We start from the raw sequence: 19,942 nt of genomic DNA, 5'->3' as shown, positions 1-19,942 counted from the left end.
ACGCTTTGGGTACTCATACGCCTAAAGCAAACGGAAATGTTCTAAATCAAGGAATATGTAAATGAAAAAATTAGTAATCGCCGCCTCTATTGTTGCTGCTCTGGCTTCTGTTTCCGCTGTTCAGGCTGCCTCAACCGGGACCATTACATTTAACGGGTTACTGACCGCTACGACATGTGATGTTTCTGTAGAGGGCCAAGGTGCTGATGCAACCGTGACTCTGCCAACCATTGGTATTAACCAACTGGCAGGTCCTGGGCAGACCAGCGGCCGTACCGGCTTTAACATGGCTCTGACCAACTGTGCTGGTACTTTGGATACTGCATCAGCCTTCTTTGAGTCCGGTAGCAGTGTAGATATCAATACGGGTCGTCTGATGAATATGGGGGGGTCTGCAGACAAAGTAGAACTGCAACTGCGTGATGGCAGCAGTGCTGCTCAAAGCATCATTCAGGCGGGTAACCAGAATCAGATCGATGGCACAACTTACGTCGATTTTTCTGCTACCAATAGTGTAACCCTGCCATATTCTGTTGAATATTATGCTACCGGCGCAACTACCGCTGGTAACGTAGTAAGCAGCGTTGTTTATTCTCTTCAGTATAAATAATTGTTAATAAATCAGGGGGCCTCCCCCCTGATTTATGCACTTTTCAAGAGGTTTTAATCATGGGCCAATACGCTCATAAATTTACGCAATATCTTGCTGCCGCCATCCTTTGTGCTGCCAGTCTGTCAGTATCAGCCAGTGTGGTTATTGGTGGTACCAGGGTGATATACTCTTCGGAGGATAAAGAGGTCACAGTCAAATTAAGTAACGTGGGATCTGCCCCGGTATTAATTCAAAGTTGGATTGATAATGGTGATGCCAAGGAGAAACCAGAAAATATTTCTGTACCTTTTGTACTCACGCCACCCATTAATCGCGTGGAGCCGAGTAAAGGGCAAACTTTACGCCTTAGCTATACGGGGGGAGCTTTACCCACAAACAAAGAATCAGTTTTCTGGTTGAACGTATTGGAAATTCCCGCCAAAAGCGCAAAGCAGAGTGGAGAAAACTATCTGCAAATGGCCTTCCGTTCAAGGATAAAACTGTTTTTCCGCCCCACAGGACTGGAGGGCAATGCTAATGATGCCGCTAAGGCATTAACTTGGTCACTGAATGCGGGTAGCCTACTGGCAAAAAATCCGACGCCCTATTATGTTTCTCTGGTCGTCGTAAAAGCTAATGGAAAAGAGGTTGAAGGGCAAATGATTGCGCCCGGTGGAGAACAGAAATTTGCCTTGTCCAACGTATCATCAGGAAGCAAAGTTGCCTTTAAATTCGTGAATGATTATGGCGCGGTCAATAAGCATGAAGTCATCATGCGTTAATTTTCTACTTTGTTAATACTAAAGTAGTACAATATTATGGATGATAAAATGAAGGGTTCATTGCATCAAGATAAAGTGAAACATGGAGGGTTTTTTTATTCTCTGACTCCAATCGCACTATTTATCGCCACGTTATGCTTAAGTGGCGAAACATGGGCTGATACTGCCCATCAAGCCATTGGGGAAATTGCAAAAAATGTCGAATTTGACCCTTCATTCTTGAATGTTAACAGCCATAATACCGTAGATTTGTCTCGATTTGCTAATGGCTCGGCTGTGCTACCTGGGGCTTATCGGGTTGAGATGTATGTTAACAACCAACTTGTTGGTAACGAAAATATTGAGTTTAAAGCCCGGGCAGACAAAACCGTGTTCCCTTGTATTACTTCTGCTCTGGTAAAGCATATCAACTTTGATTATAGCAAACTGCCTGCAAACGTACTGGCACCCTTGGCTAAAGGTGAGGCTTTTATTGATTTACAAAAGCAATTTCCAGAGGCTCAGATTAACTTCGACAGTAGTGAGCAGCGGTTAGAAATCTCGATTCCGCAGATTTATATGACTCAGGTTGCACAAGGAACGGTGAATCCGGCACTTTGGGACAGTGGTGTCCCCGCTGCTTTATTAGGCTATAGCGTCAATGGCTATACCAGCCGCTCTCAAGGGCAAGAATTTAACTCGGTGTTTGCCGGCATTAACACAGGGATTAACATCGGTGCCTGGTATCTGCGCCATAACGGTTCCTATAATTGGCAACAGAACGGTATAAAAAAATACAGTACGATAAATACTTACCTACAGCGTGATATCCCGATCATCAAGGGCCGAGTGTTGCTTGGCCAGTCGAACACATCGGGTCAGGTTTTTGATTCGTTACCTTTCATGGGGGCTGCGTTAGCCAGTGATGAACGCATGTTGCCGGGTTCACTGCGTGGTTATGCACCTGATATTCGTGGTAATGCGCGTTCTAACGCTCGGGTGACTGTGAGCCAGGGCGGAGTCGTTATTTATCAGAAAACCGTCACCCCAGGGGAGTTCCTGATAAACGATCTTTATCCGACCGGCTATGGTGGCGATCTGGCGGTCACGGTGCGTGAGGCGGATGGAACAGAAAGCCTGTTCACCGTACCTTATGCTGCCGTTCCGCAATTACTACGCCCTGGCTCCGACCGCTATGAAGTTACTCTGGGGGAGTTGCGCAGCGACACTATCCGCAATAAACCCGGTTTATATCAAGCGACCTATCGGCGCGGATTAACCAACCGGATAACAGGCTATGGTGGCCTGCAGGCTAGCCAGGATTATTATGCGTTGCAAATTGGGGCGGCAGTGGGGACACCGATTGGCGCACTGGCCTTTGATATCACCCAGGCAAGAACCCATCTGGGGGAAGCAACCGACCCGGTTAATGGACGACATTCATCCGATAATAGTATGAGTGGCCAGAGTTATCAGTTGAGCTACAGTAAAACGATCAGTGAAACCAACACTAACCTGTCGTTAGCGGCTTACCGCTTCTCTACCGATGGCTATATGGACTTTATAACCGCCGTGCAGACCAGAGATGCTGTTGCTCGTGGCCGTGATCCTAACAGTGTCTGGCGAGCGAAAAATCGCTTTACCACCACGGTTGGGCAAGGCTTGCCAGGTAATTGGGGGCAGCTCTATATCAGCAGTTCGGTACAGAATTACTGGAATAAAGAGGGGACAGACCAGCAGTTTCAGATGGGTTACAACAATCATTATGGCGTGTTGAGTTATGGCCTGAACGTCAGCCGCACCTATTCTGGTACTGGGGAGTCGCAAAACTTCTATGCGCTGAACTTCAGTTTCCCGCTAGGACGACGCGATCAACCCAACGTGCCACAAATGCGCGTTAACCTGAACCATGATACGAATGGCAATACTGGGGAACAGGTGGGGATCTCTGGTTCCGCAGGGGCAGAGCATCAATATACCTATGGTGTGACCGCCATGCATGCCAATAATGGCATTGGCAGCAGTGGTTCTCTGAATGGCCAGTATCGTAGCTCAATAGCATCGCTGAGTGGTGCGGCTGGCGCAGGACAAGGTTATGAGAATGCCTCCGCAGGGGCCACTGGCTCCATCATTGCACACCCTGGTGGTGTAACGTTCTCCCCTTATAATTCGGAAACGTTGGCAGTGGTACAGGCCAAAGGCGCGGAAGGCGCATCGGTTTCTTCGTACCCTGGGGTCAAGATCGATCGCTGGGGTTATGCGATTGTACCTTATCTGGATCCTTACCGGATGAATGAAATCAGCATTGATCCTAAAAACTCGGCCAGTGACGTGGAACTGGATAACACCATGCAAAAAGTGGCCCCTTACTCTGGGGCGGTGGTGATGCTGAAATATAATACCAAGCGTGGCATGCCATTACTGATTATGGCAATGCTGGAGGGTAAACCAGTGCCGTTTGGTGCCGATGTGCTGGATGACCAGGGTAATAATGTTGGCTCGGTTGGTCAGGGGGGCCAAATTTATGCCCGTGTTGTGCAAGAGCGTGGCACCTTACGGGTAACGTGGGGGGAGGATGCTCGCCTGCAATGTCGAGTGAGTTATGTGCTGATGCCACAGCAGAACAGCCGAAAGCGAAACGAAATTCAGCGCTTTGACTCGGTGTGTAACAGCGGAGAGTCTGCGACATCGTCTGAAACTCCCAAAAGTGTTGCATTATCGATGGTACGCTGAGTTGGCTTAGAAGGCTTATTGCTGCGAGCAATGCCTTCATGGCACCGACATTCACGCTCAACTCAGTAATTGGTGAACTCAGGCGGGGTATTGGCACCAGGCCACCCACCATAATAACTATTATCGCGGTGCGCAGATTGGCGTGTGGCTTATCGTTAAAAGTCATGCTGAGTTTTATGCACCTGGGCAACGTTATTCAGATTATTAATTGTATGAAAATTAATAAGGCTATCAAGAAGGGTTATCGTGAATAATAAATCAATTTACTTATTTAACATGGTTACTGTTTTAGTTGTTTTCTTTAGCCAAAGTTGTTTGGCCGAGGAAACGTGGGATTGTAAACACACCTCTCCAGGTGCATCCGCTAATGGAATCATTGCCGCGGAGCTTTATGTAGGGAATGAAATGCCGATTGGTAGTACTATCTATCGCACGGTCTTTCAGGTACCACCTTTTGGATATCTACAATGTAGCCCTAAGAGTGGCAGTACTAGTGATGAGCTGTATTGGAACTATCAGACAATTTTTTCAACCAGTGGTACCCCTGCTGGTGCACCATTCACTTTTAGTGGTATAAGCTTTGGCAGTGGTCAAATTTTTCCAACGAACGTTAGCGGCGTAGCCGTTGCGTTTACCATAGAGGATCCTGCAGTCGTATTTGAAAGCACTCCTGTTGTGAACCAAACGTATACTGTAAAAAACGGTGTGAAAGCCTCAAATGCGGGTGTCTTTGCTGTATCCTTGATTAAAACAGGCGCTATTACCCCTGGGGGGATAGTGGATCCTATTGTATTCCCAAACGTAATATACGCAGTGCCTGAACAACCAGGTTACACAGGGCTCCGCGCGACGCTCATTAAAATGAATTTTAATGGCGGCGTGAGATTAATTACATCGACTTGTACTACACCCGATTTTGAAGTTGATATGGGGGAGCATAGAGTTCAGTCTGCTTTTCATGGGGTTAACTCCACCACACCGTGGGTGGACTCTTCGATAACACTCTATAATTGCCCGACATTCTCTGGATATTACAACGAGCAAGCGAATAATGATAATACGGTTGGGGGAGATATAAGAATTGCCAATATGATGACACTGTCATTGACTCCAACAACGTCGGTGATCGATGCTCCCAACGGGGTGATAGCGGTGAATAATATAGGCAGTATCGGCGAGGCGGCCACCGGTGTGGGGATACAGTTAGGTTATTCTTCAACCTACAATGCGAACCCTCTGCTGCCGACAACCATCTGGAAACCAGGTGCAATATGGGACATTGCTCCGCCCAATACTGGCCAGGCCACGTTCAAAATACCGCTGGCGGCTCGTTATTATCAAACTGAGCAAACGATAACTTCGGGACCGGCGAATGCCAAGGTGACGTTTAATATCGATTATAAGTAAGCGTAATTTACGTTTACTGATTAATTATTCTGCCAACAAGGAATGGTATATTAATCGAGTGATACCACCTCGTATTCTACTCATCATTGATAACGTGGTGGTGTCTCATTCATTTTCTCTGGGGTGTGAGGGTACGATGGATATAGTCATTATTTCAGATGATGGACTTTTTTCTTTAGGCGTTGTTGAGTGTCTTAAAAATGACCACAATATCATTAGCATAAATGATTATGCTGAGTTTGTTTTTTCTGACCTGGAAAAATTGGCGCTGGTTAATGCTGACTTTGTTTTCATTGCATTCCATTCGAAAAATTATTTTATGAATGTCATGTGTGAGGTTGGTCCTCTGAAGGCCCGGGTGGTTGTTTTCTTTGATAGTAACGATTGCCATGTTGACTGTTCTACGCTGTATTTTTACTGTGCGAGTAAAAAAATAGCCCTTAAAGATTTACCAGGGGTTATGGAAAATGCCAGAAATTACACCGATATAACACTGACTAAACGTCAGGAAGCCGTTTTTTTATTTGTTATGCGAGGGTTTTCCAATGTGGATATCTCTGTGATTTTAGATATATCGGAAAAAACCGTGAGTGCACATAAAATTAATGCTCTGCGCAAGTTCGGTCTGAACAGAATAAATCAATTCGGTGGGGTATCTTTGTTTTGCTATAATGAATCACGTAAACACGGTCAGAACCCCTCTACGTCAAGATCCGTAGTAGCTCATCATAAAAATCAATTATATTAATTGATTAGAGCGGTGTGTTTCTAGGTTGCCATACGCCCTTATCTCTCCCTCGTCCTTAAGGACGATAGCCAGCCTTTTGCTTTCCTTCCTATAGTGAGATTACCGCCTTTGGCGGCTACACACCGGGTAAAACTACTATAAGAGGAAGTAACCATGAACCTGTCGTCGCGGCTCAGTGCCCAGCTAGAACGGGGAAAGGTCGGGTTCCCCACCACCTTGGCCAGCTCGGTTGGGGTGATCATGGCCAGCCCGGTGATCCTCACCGTTACCAGCGGTTTTGGTATCGGCGGTGACACCTTCGCGCTGGCGATGCTGATCGCCTTTATCATGATGCAAGCCCAGCTCACCACCTTCTCGGAAGCGGCGGCGATCCTGCCCACCACCGGCTCGGTGTATGATTATATCTCCTGCGGCATGGGGCGCTTTTTTGCCATTACCGGCACCCTGTCTGCCTATCTGATCGTGCATATCTTTGCTGGCACCGCCGAAACCATTCTTTCCGGCATCATGGCGCTGGTGAACTTTGAGCACCTCAATACCCTGATGGAAAGTAACAACAGCTCGTGGATGATCGGCGTGGGCTTGGTGATCATTTTCGGTATTCTGAATGCGTTTGGCATCGAAGCCTTCGGTAAGGCTGAGGTCGTGCTGACGTTCTGCATGTGGAGCACCTTGATGATCTTTTCGATCGCCGGGTTGCTGTTACCACATGCCGTACCGCTAGAAGGTTGGTTTGGCACCACGCTGGATGTCGGCGATCCCCTGGCGGTGTTCAGCCTGGTGGGTATGGCGATGTTTATGTTCGTCGGCTGCGAGTTGGTGACGCCGATGGCGCCAGAGATCAAACGTTCTCACCGCGTGATCCCCCGGGCCATGTCCTTGGGGCTGTGCGGTGTAGCGCTGTGTATGGCGTTATACGGTGCAGCACTGAGCCATCAAGTGGAAAACGTGGTGGTGGATGCGGCCAATAACGTGCATCTGCTGGATACGCCGATGGCTATCCCGGCATTTGCTGGCCAGATCATGGGTAACTTCGGTAAATACTGGTTGGGCGTCGGGCTGCTGTTAGCCGGGGCTGCCACCATTAACACCCTGATGGCGGCGGTGCCACGCATTATCTACGGCATGGTGCTGGACGGCGCTATGCCACGTATATTCGCCTATCTGCACCCGCGCTTTAAAACCCCGGTGGTGGCGATTGCCGCTGCGGTGTTGATCCCCTGCGTTCACGCTTTCGCCATTCAGGGCAATCTGGACCGCATCATGCCGATGGTACTGGCAGCAGTCTGTGCCTGGGGCGTGGCTTACCTGCTGGTGACCTGCTCGGTGGTGATCCTGCGTATCCGCCGCCCGGATCTGCCACGTGCCTATAAATCGCCTTTGTTCCCGTTGCCGCAGATTGTCTCCAGCATCGGTATCGTGCTGGCGATTTTCTACATCACGCCGCCGGGCATGAACCCGCGCGATGTCTACATCCCGTTTGGCATCATGATCGGCCTGACCTCCGCCTATGCGCTGTTCTGGACCCTGTGCGTACAGAAGGTGAATCCGTTTAAACCGGTGCCGGTGGAAGAGGTGCTGGAGAGCGCCTTCAACAAGGCAGAAGCTGCGGAGGTGGAATTTGATCGGCTTACTTCCCTCACTTAATCGTTATTGGCGGCGTGATCCTCCAGGTTATCAAGCAGGGACCACGCTCAACCGGTTGACGGCGAACTTGCAGCCTTACGCCTGTGAACGCGTTGCCGTTAATCAGTTACGGCTCACGCTGCCACAGGGGCCGGTAATAGAGGTGGCCGAGCAGGTGCAGTCGCTGTTTTTGGCACACATCGTCACCCACCGTTTCCGCTTGCAGGGCAACGCACGTTTTACCGAGCCGCTGGTGCTCAACATCATCACCGGTGGCTGGCTGCGCCGTAATGGCGTGATTTATCGCACCAAGGCCAAACATGATGGTGCCCGGCAGTTGATTGCCGCGTTGCAGCAATACCCACAAATCGGCGACACGTTAGCCAAGCTCGATTTTCGCCGCGCCACGCTCACGATAACAGAGGGCTGCTGGCAGCTGGATATTGAGCATTTTGCCGCTTCCGAAGTGGTCAGCCGCCTACCCGCCAGCCGTCGCTATCTGCGGTTGGAGGCCGAGCAGCGGCGCTTGCTGCTGAGCAGTTTCCTGATGATCGGCCAGTTGATGGAGAAATGTAATGAGTAGAGTGGTGGTCATAACCGGCGGTGGAACCGGCATTGGTGCCGCCTGTGCTCGTTTGCTGGTGCAGGAGGGGGACAGGGTATTTATCGTTGGCCGCCGTCATGAACCGCTGAACGCCTTGGCTGCGGAGATTGGGGCATATGCCGTAGTTGGGGATGCCGCCAGCGGAGCCAGCTGGCAAACCGACATTTTGCCAGCCATTTTACAGCAGGCCGAACGTATCGACTGCCTGATTGCCAGCGCTGGTGGGATGGGGCTGGGCCGCATTACCGAAGTCACAGATGCTCAGTGGCAGCAGGCGCTGGACAGCAATCTTAATAGCGCGTTCGCCAGCGCCCGGGCCTGTTTGCCGGAGCTGGTGAAAAGCGGTGGCAATCTGCTGTTTGTCGCATCGATCGCCTCGTTGGCCGCTGGGCCGGAGGTGTGTGGTTATGTCACCGCCAAACATGCGCTGATCGGCCTGATGCGTTCCATTGCCCGTGATTATGGCCCACAGGGCGTGCGTGCCAACGCGGTTTGCCCCGGCTGGGTGACTACGCCGATGGCCGATGAAGAAATGCAGCCGTTGATGGCGGCACATAACTTAACGCTCGAGCAGGCCTATCAACACGTTTGCCGCGATGTGCCGCTGCGCCGCCCGGCCAGTGCGCAAGAGATCGCCCAAGTGTGTCGTTTTCTCTGCTCAACGCAGGCGTCAATTATTACCGGTGCGACGCTGGTGGCCGATGGCGGCTCCACCATTGTCGATGTGCCGACCTTAGCTTTCACTTCCCTGTAAGGAGATTGTCATGAGTTCAGAAGCGGTATTTATTCAGGTTGGCGCACTGGCGGAAGGTTTCGCCCCTCACAGCCATACGCTGGAGCAGCAGGATTTGGCCGGTACTTCGCTGGCGTTCCATTTTGCCGAAGGGGAAACGGTGCAGTGCCGCTTTAACAACGATCAAACCCTGCAGTGGGGAGATCAACGGGTTGATTACCGGGCCACCGGCATTCGCCCAGGGATCCTGTTTATCGATTTCCTCGATCCGCAGCGGCCTAACGGTAGCGTTACGCTGGTGTGCGATCGTCAGCAGGGTAACTTTACCGCCGTCTATGGCCAGTTGCCGGAAGAATCACAGGCGCGGCTGGACGCTTTTAGCCGGGTAGAGCAGGGGTTGCCGTTAACGGCGGTGAATGCCGAATTCCGCTTTGGCCGACTGGATAACAGCGATGCAGCGTTGCCGCAGTTTACCGACGAACTGATCGGGATGCGTAATCTGTATACCTACAGCCCGACGGAGCGCTATGAGCATATTTATCTGAACAATAATTTCTACGCCTGGCAGTGCTTGGACGGGGTCGAGAAAGGGCTGGCGGATGTCGATCGCTGCCATTACGTCAAAGTGGCGGAGAAGCTGTATCTGTTCGTCTGGCGCGAGAAGATCATTCCGACGCTTGGCGTAGTGATGATCGACCTGCAAGAGATGCGCACCGATGGCAAGATCCTCGGTTATCAGGGCAGTGATTTCAGCAGCCTGAGCAACTTTGCCGTGGGCGCTCACGCGCAGATCCTGAACACTACGCATTACCCTAAGGCCTGAGCCGATGACGGCGATTTATGCCAGTGATGCGTTTGCCGGGCAGGTGGTGCTGGTGACCGGCGGTGCGCAGGGCATTGGGCTGGCGATCGTCAGCGCCTTTGCACGTTTGGGGGCCAAGGTGGTGATGGCAGATTTACAACTGCAAAAGGCACAGGAGGCGGCTGAAAGCTTGTGCCAATTGGGTTGTAACGTGGAGGCTACAGCTTGTGATATGGCCGATGCAGGGCAGATTGCCGAGCTGGTAGAACAGATAGCGAAGCGGCATCAACGGCTGGACGTGGTGATCCACAACGCCGCTTATTTTCCGCTGAGACCGTTTAACCAGATTGATGCCGAGCTGTTGCAACGCACCTTGAGCGTCAATTTGATGGCCCCGTTCTTTCTGGCGCAGGCGGCGTTGCCGTGGATGAAGCGCCAGGGTGGCGGACGTATTCTGGTGACATCATCGGTCACAGGGCCAAGGGTGGCCTACCCAGGGCTGGCACACTATGCGGCTTCCAAGGCGGGGGTAAATGGCTTTATTCGCGCTGCCGCGTTGGAACTGGCATGTGAAGGGATCACGGTGAATGGCGTGGAGCCGGGGATGATCCGCACGCCCGCGATGGCAAATCTGGGTGGGGAAGCGCTGAATCAGGCGATTGCCGCTGCGGTGCCGCTGGGCAGGTTGGGGGAGCCGGAGGATATCGCGGCAGCGATGGTCTTTTTAGCCTCGCCGGCTGCGAGTTATATCACCGGCCAGACGCTGGTAGTGGATGGCGGTGCGCTATTGCCGGAAGCCCAACCTGTCATTAACTGAGGATGCCCCTCACCCTAACCCTCTCCCAAAGGGCGAGGGGACCGATCGAGTGGGTTTGAAAATTCGGTGACGCACCTTGGATGAGGGGGCGATCGAGTTTGCTGAGATTACCTTCATTCTCCCAACAGAGCGGGGGCTATCAGCTCCCTCTCCCTGTGGGAGAGGGTTGGGGTGAGGGCTATTTATGAGCAACCACGTTGTTAGCTTGTTGATCCCCTAAGCGGATCAGCTCGTCGAGCAGCTCCATCAACTGATCCATCTTCTGCTTTGAAAATGCCGCTTCAATCTCCCCATAACCCTGTTCCACCTGGTGGCGTGCCAGTTCATACAGCTCCTGACCCTGCTGGGTCAAGGACACGTACAGCTTGCGCTGATCGTTAACCGGCTTGAGGCGAAAGATCAGCTTATCCCGCTCCATGCGCGACAGGATGCCGGTCAGGCTGGGGCGCAGGATGCAGGTCTCTGCGGCCAATTCGTGAAACTCAATGGAACGATTATCGGCCAATACGCGAATGATGCGCCATTGCTGCTCTGTCAGGTTGTGGCTTTTCAGGATCGGGCGGAAGAACCCCATGGCGGTTTCACGCGCCTGCAACAGGGCGATGGTTAACGATTCATGCATGTCGATGGCCTTGGCTTAATTTTATTAACAACTTAATAGTAGCCAATTTTTGACCGGCGGAGAACGGCAAAACGCGATCCGTCACGTAAAAATCCTGCAAAAAAGGTTAATTTGCTGATTAATAACGCTAATGTGCATAATTTGTGAATATTTCGTTATCACGATCACAAATTAAATTAACAACGTTGCGTAAATGCTGAACAGCGTATAAAAGTATTCATTAACATATTAATGATTGGCGTTCCGTAGAAGGAGTCTGCATGAAAGGCACCGTATTTTCCGTAGCACTTAACCACCGCAGCCAGCTTGATGCCTGGGATCAGGCGTTTCGCGCCGCCCCTTACCAAACGCCGCCCAAGACGCCGGTGTGGTTCATCAAACCGCGCAATACCCATCTTGCCAACGGTGGCAGCATCCCGTTCCCGGCCGGTGAAACCGTACAAAGTGGCGCAACGCTGGCAGTCGTGATTGGTCGCACCGCCCGCAAGGTGGCAGCGGATAAGGTGGCCGATTATGTGGCCGGTTACGCCTTGGCAAACGACGTCAGCCTGCCGGAAACCAGCTTCTATCGCCCAGCAATCAAAGCCAAATGCCGCGACGGTTTCTGCCCGCTGGGAGAGGTTGTTCCACTGGCTAGCACCAGCGGCCTGGAAATCATCACCGAAATCAATGGCGTGGAACAGGATCGCTGGTCAACGGCCGATCTGGTGCGTTCGGTGCCGGAACTGATCGCCGCCATCAGCGATTTTATTACCCTGCAACCGGGGGATGCGTTGCTGATTGGCACGCCACACCAGCGGGTTGAGATCAAGCCAGGTGATCAAGTGACGGTACGGGCCGCAGGTTTGCCAACCCTTACCAACCCAGTGACGCAGGCAGGAGAATAACCATGAGACATGCTCGTATCCGCCATCATGGCCAGATTGTTAACGTCACCGTAGACGACCAGTTAAGCGTTACCCTGCCCGATGGCAGCAAGCTCGATGAGTACGATGTGGAATGGCTGCCACCGGCGCAGGGCACGATATTTGCCCTCGGCCTGAACTATGCCGATCACGCCAGTGAGCTGGAGTTTAAAGCGCCGGAAGAGCCTTTGGTGTTCCTCAAAGGGCCAAACAGCCTGACCGGCCACCGCCAGGTTTCCGTGCGACCAGCGCAGGTGGAATACATGCACTACGAAGCGGAGCTGGTGGCGGTGATCGGTAAAACCGCGCGCAACGTCAGCCGCGAGCAGGCGATGGATTACGTGGCCGGTTACACCCTGTGTAACGACTACGCCATCCGCGACTACCTGGAAAACTACTACCGCCCTAACCTGCGGGTGAAAAGCCGCGACACCTTGACGCCTATCGGCCCCTACATTGTCGATCGTGACGATGTCGCGGATCCGCATAACCTGACGCTCAGCACCTATGTTAACGGTGAACTACGCCAGCGCGGCACCACTGCCGACATGATTTTCGACATCCCGTACCTGATCGAATACCTGAGTGAATTTATGACGTTGCAGCCTGGCGACATGATCGCCACCGGCACGCCGAAAGGGCTGGCCGACGTGCAGCCCGGGGATGAAATTGTGGTGGAGATCGAAGGCATTGGCCGCTTGGTTAACCACATCATCAGTGAAAAAGATTACGAGGAGAGCAAGGGATGAAAACCATCAACCATTGGATCAACGGCAAGAACGTCGCCAGCAAAGAGTATTTCACCACTACCAACCCGGCTAACGGCGAGGTGCTGGCGGAAGTGGCGTCCGGTGGCCAGCTCGAAATCGACCAGGCAGTAGCCGCAGCCAAAGAAGCCTTCCCGAAATGGGCCAATACGCCGATGAAAGAGCGTGCGCGCCTGATGCGTCGCCTGGGTGAACTGATCGACCAGAACGTGCCGCAGATTGCCGAGATGGAAACCGCGGACACCGGGTTGCCGATCCACCAGACCAAAAACGTGCTGATCCCACGCGCCTCGCACAACTTTGAGTTCTTCGCCGAAATCTGCCAGCAGATGAATGGCCGCACCTACCCGGTGGACGACAAGATGCTCAACTACACGCTGATCCAGCCGGTGGGCGTGTGTGCTCTGGTGTCGCCGTGGAACGTGCCGTTTATGACAGCCACCTGGAAGACCGCGCCTTGCCTGGCGCTGGGTAACACTGCGGTGCTGAAAATGTCCGAGCTTTCGCCACTGACGGCAGATCGCCTGGGTGAACTGGCGCTGGAAGCCGGTATTCCTGCCGGGGTGCTGAACGTGGTGCAAGGTTATGGCGCAACGGCGGGGGATGCTCTGGTACGTCATAAAGACGTGCGTGCAGTGTCCTTCACCGGCGGTACCTCAACCGGCCGTCGCATTATTGAAAGCGCCGGGCTGAAGAAGTTCTCGATGGAGCTGGGCGGCAAGTCGCCGGTGCTGATCTTTGAGGATGCCGATATCGAACGGGCGCTGGATGCGGCGCTGTTCACCATCTTCTCGATCAACGGTGAACGTTGCACCGCAGGTTCACGCATTTTCATTCAAGAAAGCATTTACCCGGAATTCGTCAAACGCTTTGCCGAACGTGCCAACCGCCTGCGCGTAGGCGATCCGATGGATCCCAATACCCAGGTTGGTGCGTTAATCAGCCCGCAGCACTGGGAAAAAGTCTCCGGTTATATCCGCCTGGGTATCGAAGAAGGGGCCACTTTGCTGGCTGGCGGCCCGGATAAACCGGCCGGATTGAGCCATGGTAACTTCCTGCGCCCAACGGTGCTGGCCGATGTTAACAACAATATGCGTGTCGCGCAGGAAGAGATCTTCGGGCCGGTGGCCTGCCTCCTGCCGTTCAAATCAGAAGAAGATGGCCTGCGCATGGCCAACGATGTGGAGTACGGCCTGGCGTCGTACATCTGGACGCAGGATGTGAGCAAAGTCCTGCGCCTGGCCCGCAATATTGAAGCGGGTATGGTTTTCGTCAACACCCAGAACGTACGCGATCTGCGCCAGCCGTTTGGCGGGGTGAAATCCTCTGGCACCGGCCGTGAAGGCGGTGAGTACAGCTTCGAAGTGTTTGCCGAGATGAAAAACGTTTGTATCTCCATGGGGGATCACCCGATCCCACGTTGGGGAGTGTGAGATAGCTCCGTGCCCTTTAAAACAACAACCAAGGACTAGACCCGATAGACATCAGCCTGCGGCCAGCCGTGCTGCAGGCTGAAAGATAAAGGGAATAGGAGGACATATGGGTAAATTAGCATTAGCCGCAAAGATTACACACGTTCCTTCGATGTACCTGTCTGAATTGCCAGGAGAACACCATGGCTGCCGTCAAGCCGCCATTGATGGTCACAAAGAAATCAGTGCCCGCTGTCGCGAAATGGGCGTCGACACCATTATCGTGTTCGATACCCACTGGCTGGTGAACAGCGCCTACCACATCAACTGCAACTCGCATTTCAAAGGGCTTTACACCAGCAACGAGCTGCCGCACTTCATTCGTGACATGACCTATGAATACGACGGCAACCCGGAGCTGGGGCAGATGATTGCCGATGAGGCCCGCAAGCTTGGCGTACGTGCCAAGGCGCACGAGATCCCAAGCCTGGAGCTGGAATACGGCACGCTGGTGCCAATGCGCTACATGAACAGTGACCGGCACTTCAAGGTGATCTCCATTTCTGCCTTCTGCACCGTGCATGATTTTGCCGATAGCCGCCGTCTGGGCGAAGCGATCAAAACCGCGATTGAGAAATACGACGGCACCGTGGCGGTATTGGCCAGCGGCTCGCTGTCACACCGCTTTATCGACGATCAGCGTGCCGAGCAGGGCATGAACAGCTACACCCGCCAGTTCGACCAGCAGATGGACGAAAGGGTAGTGAAACTGTGGGAAGAAGGGCGTTTCCGCGAGTTCTGCGAAATGCTGCCAGAGTACGCCGATTACTGCTACGGCGAAGGCAATATGCACGACACCGTGATGTTGCTGGGCCTGCTGGGCTGGGACAAGTATCAGGGCAAGGTGGAGTTCGTGACTCCACTGTTTGCCAGTTCCGGAACCGGCCAGGTCAACGGCATATTCCCTCTTCCTGCTGAAGTCTGAGGATACCCAATGCCCCATTTTTACGCTGAATGTACTGACAACATCCGCCGGGAGGCGGATTTGCCCGCGCTGTTCGACAAGGTTAATCACGCGCTGGCGGAAACCGGCATCTTCCCGCTGGCGGGCATCCGTAGCCGCGCCATCTGGCTGGATACCTGGCAGATGGCCGACGGCAAGCAGAACTATGCCTTTGTGCATATGACGCTGAAGATTGGCCACGGCCGCAGTCTGGAGAGCCGCCAACAGGTGGGCGAAATGCTGTTCATCCTGATCAAGGATCACTTTGCCGCGCTGATGGCTAACCGTTATCTGGCGCTCTCCTTCACCATCGAAGAGCTGGATCCGGTGCTCAATTATAAGCAGAACAACGTCCATGCGCTGTTTAGCAAGGACTGAACAAGGAGTGGTAAATGCTGGATAAAGACGTACTGAGCCGAGCCGTGCAGCGCCTGCATCAGGCCGAGCAGAGCCGGGAACAGATCCGCGCGCTATCGCTGGATCACCCGGAGATCACTATTGAAGATGCCTATGCTATCCAGCGCCAGTGGGTTGAGCTGAAGATCGCCGAAGGGCGCACTCTGAAGGGGCATAAGATCGGGCTGACCTCGCGCGCCATGCAGGTCAGCTCGCAGATCACCGAGCCGGACTACGGCGCGCTGCTGGACGACATGTTCTTTAACGATGGCAGCGACATTCCGATCGATCGCTTTATCGTGCCACGCGTCGAAGTGGAGCTGGCGTTTGTGCTGGCGAAGCCGCTGCGCGGGCCGAACTGCACGCTGTTTGATGTCTATAACGCGACCGATTATGTGATCCCGGCGTTGGAGATCATCGATGCTCGCAGTCATAACGTCGATCCGCAAACCCAGCGGCCACGCAAGGTGTTCGACACCATTTCCGACAATGCTGCCAACGCGGGTGTGGTGATGGGGGGCAGGCCGATCAAGCCAGACGCGCTGGATCTACGTTGGATCAGTGCCTTGCTGTATCGCAATGGCGTGATTGAAGAGTCTGGCGTGGCGGCGGCGGTGCTCAATCACCCAGCCAACGGTGTGGCCTGGTTGGCTAACAAACTGGCCCCGTATGACGTGGAACTGGAAGCCGGGCAGGTCATTCTTGGCGGCTCCTTTACCCGCCCGGTGGCGGCGCGGCGGGGCGATACCTTCCATGCCGACTATGGCCCGATGGGCTGCATCAGTTGCCGGTTTGTCTAAGGAGAAACACCATGCTAACTAACTATTTCAAACAGGCCCTGCAGGAAAAACGCCCGCAGATCGGCCTGTGGCTGGGGCTGTGCAGCAGCTATAGCGCGGAACTGCTGGCCGGAGCCGGGTTCGACTGGCTGCTGATCGACGGCGAACATGCGCCCAACAATGTGCAAACGGTATTGGGCCAGTTGCAGGCGGTCGCGCCTTATGCCAGCCATCCGGTGGTGCGCCCGGCCTGGAACGATCCGGTGCTGATCAAACAGCTGCTGGACGTCGGCGCGCAAACCCTGTTGATCCCGATGATCCAAAACGCCGAACAGGCGCAGGAGGCGGTGCGAGCTACTCGTTATCCCCCAAACGGCATTCGCGGGGTCGGCAGTGCGCTGGCTCGGGCCTCGCGCTGGAACCGGGTGCCGAATTACCTGCACCTTGCTGACAGCCAGATGTGTGTGCTGGTGCAGATAGAAACCCGAGAGGCGGTGAAAAATCTGGATGCCATCCTGGAAGTGGAAGGGGTGGACGGCGTCTTTATCGGCCCGGCGGATCTGAGTGCCGATATGGGCTTTGCCGGTAATCCACAGCATCCCGAAGTGCAGCGCACTATCGACGATGCCATTGCCCGCATCCGTGCCGCAGGCAAGGCACCGGGCATTCTGATGGCGCAGCAGGAACTGGCACAGCACTATCTGGCATCCGGCGCGTTATTTGTTGCCGTTGGCGTGGATACCACCCTGCTGGTGCGGGCGGCAGACTCCCTGCTCAGCAGTTTCAAACAGGATAAACCGGCGGGGACACCATCCCAGGGCGTTTACTAATCGGAGTCATCATGAGCAACGTCGATTCGCTCAAGCCGCTGAACCCGGCAGAGCAACATAAAGCGTTAACCGCCACCGAGCAGTCGGTGATTAAAAAGTTATTTCGGCGCCTGATTATTTTCTTATTTGTGTTGTTTGTTTTCTCGTTCCTTGACCGCATCAACATCGGGTTTGCCGGTTTGACCATGAAGCAGGACCTTGGTCTTAGCTCCACCATGTTCGGCCTGGCCGCAACGCTGTTTTACGTCACCTACGTGATCTTCGGCATCCCCAGCAACATGATGCTGAGCAGGGTGGGTGCACGGCGTTGGATCGCTACCATCATGGTGCTATGGGGTATTGCTTCTACCTGCACCATGTTCGCCACTGGGCCAACCAGCCTGTACGTGCTGCGGATGATCGTCGGCATTACCGAAGCGGGCTTCCTGCCAGGGATCCTGGTGTATCTCACCTACTGGTTCCCGGCGTTTTACCGCGCCCGGGCCAACGCGCTGTTTATGATTGCCATGCCGGTCACTATGGCGTTGGGGTCGCTGGTGTCCGGTTATATTCTGGCGCTGGATGGCATGATGAACCTGAAAGGCTGGCAATGGCTGTTCCTGCTGGAAGGGATCCCCTCGGTGATCCTCGGCGTGGTGGTGTGGTTCTACCTGGACGACACACCGGCCAAGGCCAAGTGGCTAACCAGCGAAGAGAAGGCCAGCCTGAAGGCGATGATGGAAGCCGACAAGCTACAACTGGTGCAGCCGGAAGGGCCAAGCAGCCACCGGGCGTTGCAGCAGCGCAGCCTGTGGCGTGAGGTGCTGACGCCGGTGGTGCTGATGTATACGCTGGCCTATTTCTGCCTCACCAATACCCTGAGCGCCATCAATATCTGGACGCCGCAGATCCTGCAGAGCTTCAACCAGAGCAGCAGTAACATCATGATCGGTTTTCTGGCGGCGATCCCACAAATCTGTACCATCGCCGGTATGATCTGGTGGAGTAAACGTTCGGATCGCCTGCAGGAGCGTAAATTCCACACCGCGCTGCCTTATCTGTTTGCCGCCGCGGGTTGGCTGTTGGCCTCGGCGATCAACCACAGCATGGTTCAACTGTTAGGGATCGTGATGGCGTCGGTCGGCTCGTTTACCGCGATGGCGATCTTCTGGACCACGCCGGATCAGTCAATCAGCTTTGAAGCTCGGGCGGTAGGGATCGCAGTGATCAACGCCACCGGTAACATCGGCTCGGCGGTCAGCCCGCTGCTGATCGGCTGGTTCAAGGATGTGACCGGCAGCTTTAACTCCGGGCTCTATTTTGTCTCGGCGTTGCTGATTATCGGGGCCGTGCTGGTATGGCGTATCCCGATGAAAGACTCGCGCCCGCGGGCCACGCCATAAACTTTGATTGTGCTTGAGGATACGCCCCCTCTTCCTTTGGGAGAGGGTCGGGGTGAGGGGGAATTGAATCGGTAATCTTTTCCTTTTCACCCATTCCTTCTCTTATTTTCACCGGAGGACAACGTGCAGAAAAGTACCGGCTTTATCGCCAATATCGATATTGGCAAAGAGTATGACGCGCGTTACGCCGCTGATGAGGTGCACTACGAAACTTTTGCCGGGCTGGCGGCGTTTTTTGGCCGGGATATGCAGGTGCACTGGCACGATCGCTTCTTCCAACTGCATTATCTGGCCACCGGCAGGATAGAGCTGCAGCTGGACGATCAGCACTATTCGGTGCAGGCTCCGCTGTTTATCCTCACCCCGCCCTCTGTGCCACACGCCTTTTTCACCGAACCAGACAGCGATGGCCACGTGCTAACGGTGCGCCAGGAGCTGATCTGGCCGTTGCTGGAACGCTTGTATCCGGGCAGCAATCTGGCGCTGGATATGCCGGGGATTTGCCTTTCGCTGGCCGCAGTACCGCAGGAGTTGGCGGCACTTGGGCATTATTGGGAACTGATCTCCCGCGAGTTTAGCCAAAAGATGGCCGGGCGCGAGCAGACGCTGGCATTGCTGGCCCAGGCGGTATTCACGCTGATGCTGCGCAATACCTCATTGGATGACAAGGCTGCCAGCGGCGTGCGTGGCGAACTGAAGCTGTTCCAGCGTTTTAACAAGATGGTGGACGAGCGTTTTCGCGATCATCTGTCGGTGCCGGAATATGCCCAGTCGCTGGGGGTGACGGAATCACGCCTCAACGATCTATGCCGCCGTTTTGCCAATCGGCCACCCAAGCGGCTGATCTTCGATCGCCTACTGCGTGAAGCTAAACGGCTGCTGCTATTCAGCGCCTGCACGGTGCATGAAACGGCTTACAGTCTGGGGTTCAAAGATCCTGCCTACTTCGCACGCTTCTTCAATCGGCTGGAAGGCTGTTCGCCTTCCGCCTATCGCGCTACGCAACACGTGCTGTCATAACCA

General features: G+C 53.9%; 20 protein-coding genes. 19 read left to right on the top strand and 1 reads right to left on the bottom strand.

Features of this window, described 5'->3' with window-relative positions; all coding sequences use genetic code 11:
- Positions 1 to 61: 61 nt before the first annotated feature.
- From ACX9GU_RS23535 to ACX9GU_RS23490, 10 genes are all read left to right on the top strand, one after another.
- A complete protein-coding gene (locus ACX9GU_RS23535; protein WP_473193093.1) occupies positions 62 to 610 on the top strand; it encodes a fimbrial protein in 549 nt (182 codons plus the stop codon).
- A gap of 59 nt (positions 611 to 669) precedes the next feature.
- Positions 670 to 1,374: a fimbrial biogenesis chaperone gene (locus ACX9GU_RS23530; RefSeq protein WP_473193092.1), complete on the top strand. Its 705-nt coding sequence runs from the start codon at positions 670 to 672 to the stop codon at positions 1,372 to 1,374.
- A 48-nt stretch (positions 1,375 to 1,422) separates the two neighbouring features.
- Positions 1,423 to 4,086 carry a fimbria/pilus outer membrane usher protein gene (locus ACX9GU_RS23525; RefSeq protein WP_473193091.1) on the top strand — a complete coding sequence of 888 codons (2,664 nt, stop codon included), beginning with the start codon at positions 1,423 to 1,425 and terminating at the stop codon, positions 4,084 to 4,086.
- A gap of 246 nt (positions 4,087 to 4,332) precedes the next feature.
- Entirely contained in the window at positions 4,333 to 5,493 is a 1,161-nt protein-coding gene (locus ACX9GU_RS23520; protein WP_473193090.1) for a fimbrial protein, read from the top strand.
- Between the two features lie 136 nt (positions 5,494 to 5,629).
- Complete coding sequence (locus ACX9GU_RS23515) at positions 5,630 to 6,241, top strand: helix-turn-helix domain-containing protein (protein WP_473193089.1); 612 nt, start codon at positions 5,630 to 5,632, stop codon at positions 6,239 to 6,241.
- Between the two features lie 153 nt (positions 6,242 to 6,394).
- Positions 6,395 to 7,888 carry an APC family permease gene (locus ACX9GU_RS23510; protein ID WP_473193088.1) on the top strand — a complete coding sequence of 498 codons (1,494 nt, stop codon included), beginning with the start codon at positions 6,395 to 6,397 and terminating at the stop codon, positions 7,886 to 7,888.
- Positions 7,863 to 8,450, top strand: a complete 588-nt coding sequence (locus tag ACX9GU_RS23505) for a DUF3156 family protein (RefSeq protein WP_473193087.1) — start codon at positions 7,863 to 7,865, stop codon at positions 8,448 to 8,450. The genes ACX9GU_RS23510 and ACX9GU_RS23505 overlap by 26 nt, the downstream gene beginning before the upstream one ends.
- Positions 8,443 to 9,225: an SDR family NAD(P)-dependent oxidoreductase gene (locus tag ACX9GU_RS23500; RefSeq protein WP_473193086.1), complete on the top strand. Its 783-nt coding sequence runs from the start codon at positions 8,443 to 8,445 to the stop codon at positions 9,223 to 9,225. The genes ACX9GU_RS23505 and ACX9GU_RS23500 overlap by 8 nt, the downstream gene beginning before the upstream one ends.
- 10 nt (positions 9,226 to 9,235) lie before the next feature.
- Complete coding sequence (locus ACX9GU_RS23495; RefSeq protein WP_473193085.1) at positions 9,236 to 10,027, top strand: MoaF C-terminal domain-containing protein; 792 nt, start codon at positions 9,236 to 9,238, stop codon at positions 10,025 to 10,027.
- 4 nt (positions 10,028 to 10,031) lie between these two features.
- Positions 10,032 to 10,823, top strand: a complete 792-nt coding sequence (locus tag ACX9GU_RS23490; protein WP_473193084.1) for an SDR family oxidoreductase — start codon at positions 10,032 to 10,034, stop codon at positions 10,821 to 10,823.
- A gap of 178 nt (positions 10,824 to 11,001) precedes the next feature.
- Here ACX9GU_RS23490 and hpaR read toward each other — a convergent pair whose 3' ends face one another.
- Positions 11,002 to 11,445, bottom strand: a complete 444-nt coding sequence (hpaR, locus tag ACX9GU_RS23485; RefSeq protein WP_021179186.1) for a homoprotocatechuate degradation operon regulator HpaR — start codon at positions 11,443 to 11,445, stop codon at positions 11,002 to 11,004.
- A gap of 260 nt (positions 11,446 to 11,705) precedes the next feature.
- Here hpaR and ACX9GU_RS23480 point away from each other — a divergent pair, with 260 nt between their 5' ends.
- The 9 genes from ACX9GU_RS23480 (at position 11,706) to hpaA (ending at position 19,939) form a co-directional block, all read left to right on the top strand.
- Positions 11,706 to 12,332 (top strand): fumarylacetoacetate hydrolase family protein, encoded by a 627-nt coding sequence (locus tag ACX9GU_RS23480; RefSeq protein ID WP_473193083.1) that lies wholly within the window; start codon positions 11,706 to 11,708, stop codon positions 12,330 to 12,332.
- Between the two features lie 2 nt (positions 12,333 to 12,334).
- The gene (locus ACX9GU_RS23475; RefSeq protein ID WP_024485489.1) at positions 12,335 to 13,099 is read left to right on the top strand and encodes a fumarylacetoacetate hydrolase family protein; all 765 of its coding nucleotides are present in this window, start codon (positions 12,335 to 12,337) and stop codon (positions 13,097 to 13,099) included.
- Entirely contained in the window at positions 13,096 to 14,550 is a 1,455-nt protein-coding gene (hpaE, locus tag ACX9GU_RS23470; protein ID WP_021808003.1) for a 5-carboxymethyl-2-hydroxymuconate semialdehyde dehydrogenase, read from the top strand. Before ACX9GU_RS23475 ends, hpaE begins: the two co-directional genes overlap by 4 nt.
- A gap of 106 nt (positions 14,551 to 14,656) precedes the next feature.
- Positions 14,657 to 15,514, top strand: coding sequence for a 3,4-dihydroxyphenylacetate 2,3-dioxygenase (hpaD, locus tag ACX9GU_RS23465; RefSeq protein ID WP_473193082.1), 858 nt, complete (start codon positions 14,657 to 14,659; stop codon positions 15,512 to 15,514).
- A 9-nt stretch (positions 15,515 to 15,523) separates the two neighbouring features.
- A complete protein-coding gene (locus ACX9GU_RS23460; protein WP_021179191.1) occupies positions 15,524 to 15,910 on the top strand; it encodes a 5-carboxymethyl-2-hydroxymuconate Delta-isomerase in 387 nt (128 codons plus the stop codon).
- A gap of 14 nt (positions 15,911 to 15,924) precedes the next feature.
- On the top strand, positions 15,925 to 16,728 hold the full coding sequence (gene hpaH / locus ACX9GU_RS23455; protein WP_473193081.1) for a 2-oxo-hept-4-ene-1,7-dioate hydratase: 804 nt from the start codon (positions 15,925 to 15,927) through the stop codon (positions 16,726 to 16,728).
- 11 nt (positions 16,729 to 16,739) lie between these two features.
- On the top strand, positions 16,740 to 17,537 hold the full coding sequence (gene hpaI / locus ACX9GU_RS23450) for a 4-hydroxy-2-oxoheptanedioate aldolase (protein WP_473193080.1): 798 nt from the start codon (positions 16,740 to 16,742) through the stop codon (positions 17,535 to 17,537).
- Positions 17,538 to 17,548: 11 nt separating this feature from the next.
- Positions 17,549 to 18,919 (top strand): 4-hydroxyphenylacetate permease, encoded by a 1,371-nt coding sequence (gene hpaX, locus ACX9GU_RS23445; protein ID WP_473193079.1) that lies wholly within the window; start codon positions 17,549 to 17,551, stop codon positions 18,917 to 18,919.
- Positions 18,920 to 19,042: 123 nt separating this feature from the next.
- On the top strand, positions 19,043 to 19,939 hold the full coding sequence (gene hpaA, locus ACX9GU_RS23440) for a 4-hydroxyphenylacetate catabolism regulatory protein HpaA (protein ID WP_473193078.1): 897 nt from the start codon (positions 19,043 to 19,045) through the stop codon (positions 19,937 to 19,939).
- Positions 19,940 to 19,942: the final 3 nt, after the last annotated feature.

The organism is Serratia sp. K1WW1 (genome assembly GCF_055790865.1).
Note: the sequence above shows the minus strand (reverse complement) of the source record. Positions and strands in the feature narration are given on the sequence as shown.

What these genes read in the sequence shown, in the direction of transcription:
- ACX9GU_RS23535 (WP_473193093.1), top strand. Translation starts at nt 62, where the DNA reads ATGAAAAAATTAGTAATCGCCGCCTCTATTGTTGCTGCTCTGGCTTCT.
- ACX9GU_RS23530 (WP_473193092.1), top strand. Translation starts at nt 670, where the DNA reads ATGGGCCAATACGCTCATAAATTTACGCAATATCTTGCTGCCGCCATC.
- ACX9GU_RS23525 (WP_473193091.1), top strand. Translation starts at nt 1,423, where the DNA reads ATGAAGGGTTCATTGCATCAAGATAAAGTGAAACATGGAGGGTTTTTT.
- ACX9GU_RS23515 (WP_473193089.1), top strand. Translation starts at nt 5,630, where the DNA reads ATGGATATAGTCATTATTTCAGATGATGGACTTTTTTCTTTAGGCGTT.
- ACX9GU_RS23510 (WP_473193088.1), top strand. Translation starts at nt 6,395, where the DNA reads ATGAACCTGTCGTCGCGGCTCAGTGCCCAGCTAGAACGGGGAAAGGTC.
- ACX9GU_RS23500 (WP_473193086.1), top strand. Translation starts at nt 8,443, where the DNA reads ATGAGTAGAGTGGTGGTCATAACCGGCGGTGGAACCGGCATTGGTGCC.
- ACX9GU_RS23495 (WP_473193085.1), top strand. Translation starts at nt 9,236, where the DNA reads ATGAGTTCAGAAGCGGTATTTATTCAGGTTGGCGCACTGGCGGAAGGT.
- ACX9GU_RS23490 (WP_473193084.1), top strand. Translation starts at nt 10,032, where the DNA reads ATGACGGCGATTTATGCCAGTGATGCGTTTGCCGGGCAGGTGGTGCTG.
- hpaR (WP_021179186.1), bottom strand. Translation starts at nt 11,445, where the DNA reads ATGCATGAATCGTTAACCATCGCCCTGTTGCAGGCGCGTGAAACCGCC.
- ACX9GU_RS23480 (WP_473193083.1), top strand. Translation starts at nt 11,706, where the DNA reads ATGAAAGGCACCGTATTTTCCGTAGCACTTAACCACCGCAGCCAGCTT.
- ACX9GU_RS23475 (WP_024485489.1), top strand. Translation starts at nt 12,335, where the DNA reads ATGAGACATGCTCGTATCCGCCATCATGGCCAGATTGTTAACGTCACC.
- hpaE (WP_021808003.1), top strand. Translation starts at nt 13,096, where the DNA reads ATGAAAACCATCAACCATTGGATCAACGGCAAGAACGTCGCCAGCAAA.
- hpaD (WP_473193082.1), top strand. Translation starts at nt 14,657, where the DNA reads ATGGGTAAATTAGCATTAGCCGCAAAGATTACACACGTTCCTTCGATG.
- ACX9GU_RS23460 (WP_021179191.1), top strand. Translation starts at nt 15,524, where the DNA reads ATGCCCCATTTTTACGCTGAATGTACTGACAACATCCGCCGGGAGGCG.
- hpaH (WP_473193081.1), top strand. Translation starts at nt 15,925, where the DNA reads ATGCTGGATAAAGACGTACTGAGCCGAGCCGTGCAGCGCCTGCATCAG.
- hpaI (WP_473193080.1), top strand. Translation starts at nt 16,740, where the DNA reads ATGCTAACTAACTATTTCAAACAGGCCCTGCAGGAAAAACGCCCGCAG.
- hpaX (WP_473193079.1), top strand. Translation starts at nt 17,549, where the DNA reads ATGAGCAACGTCGATTCGCTCAAGCCGCTGAACCCGGCAGAGCAACAT.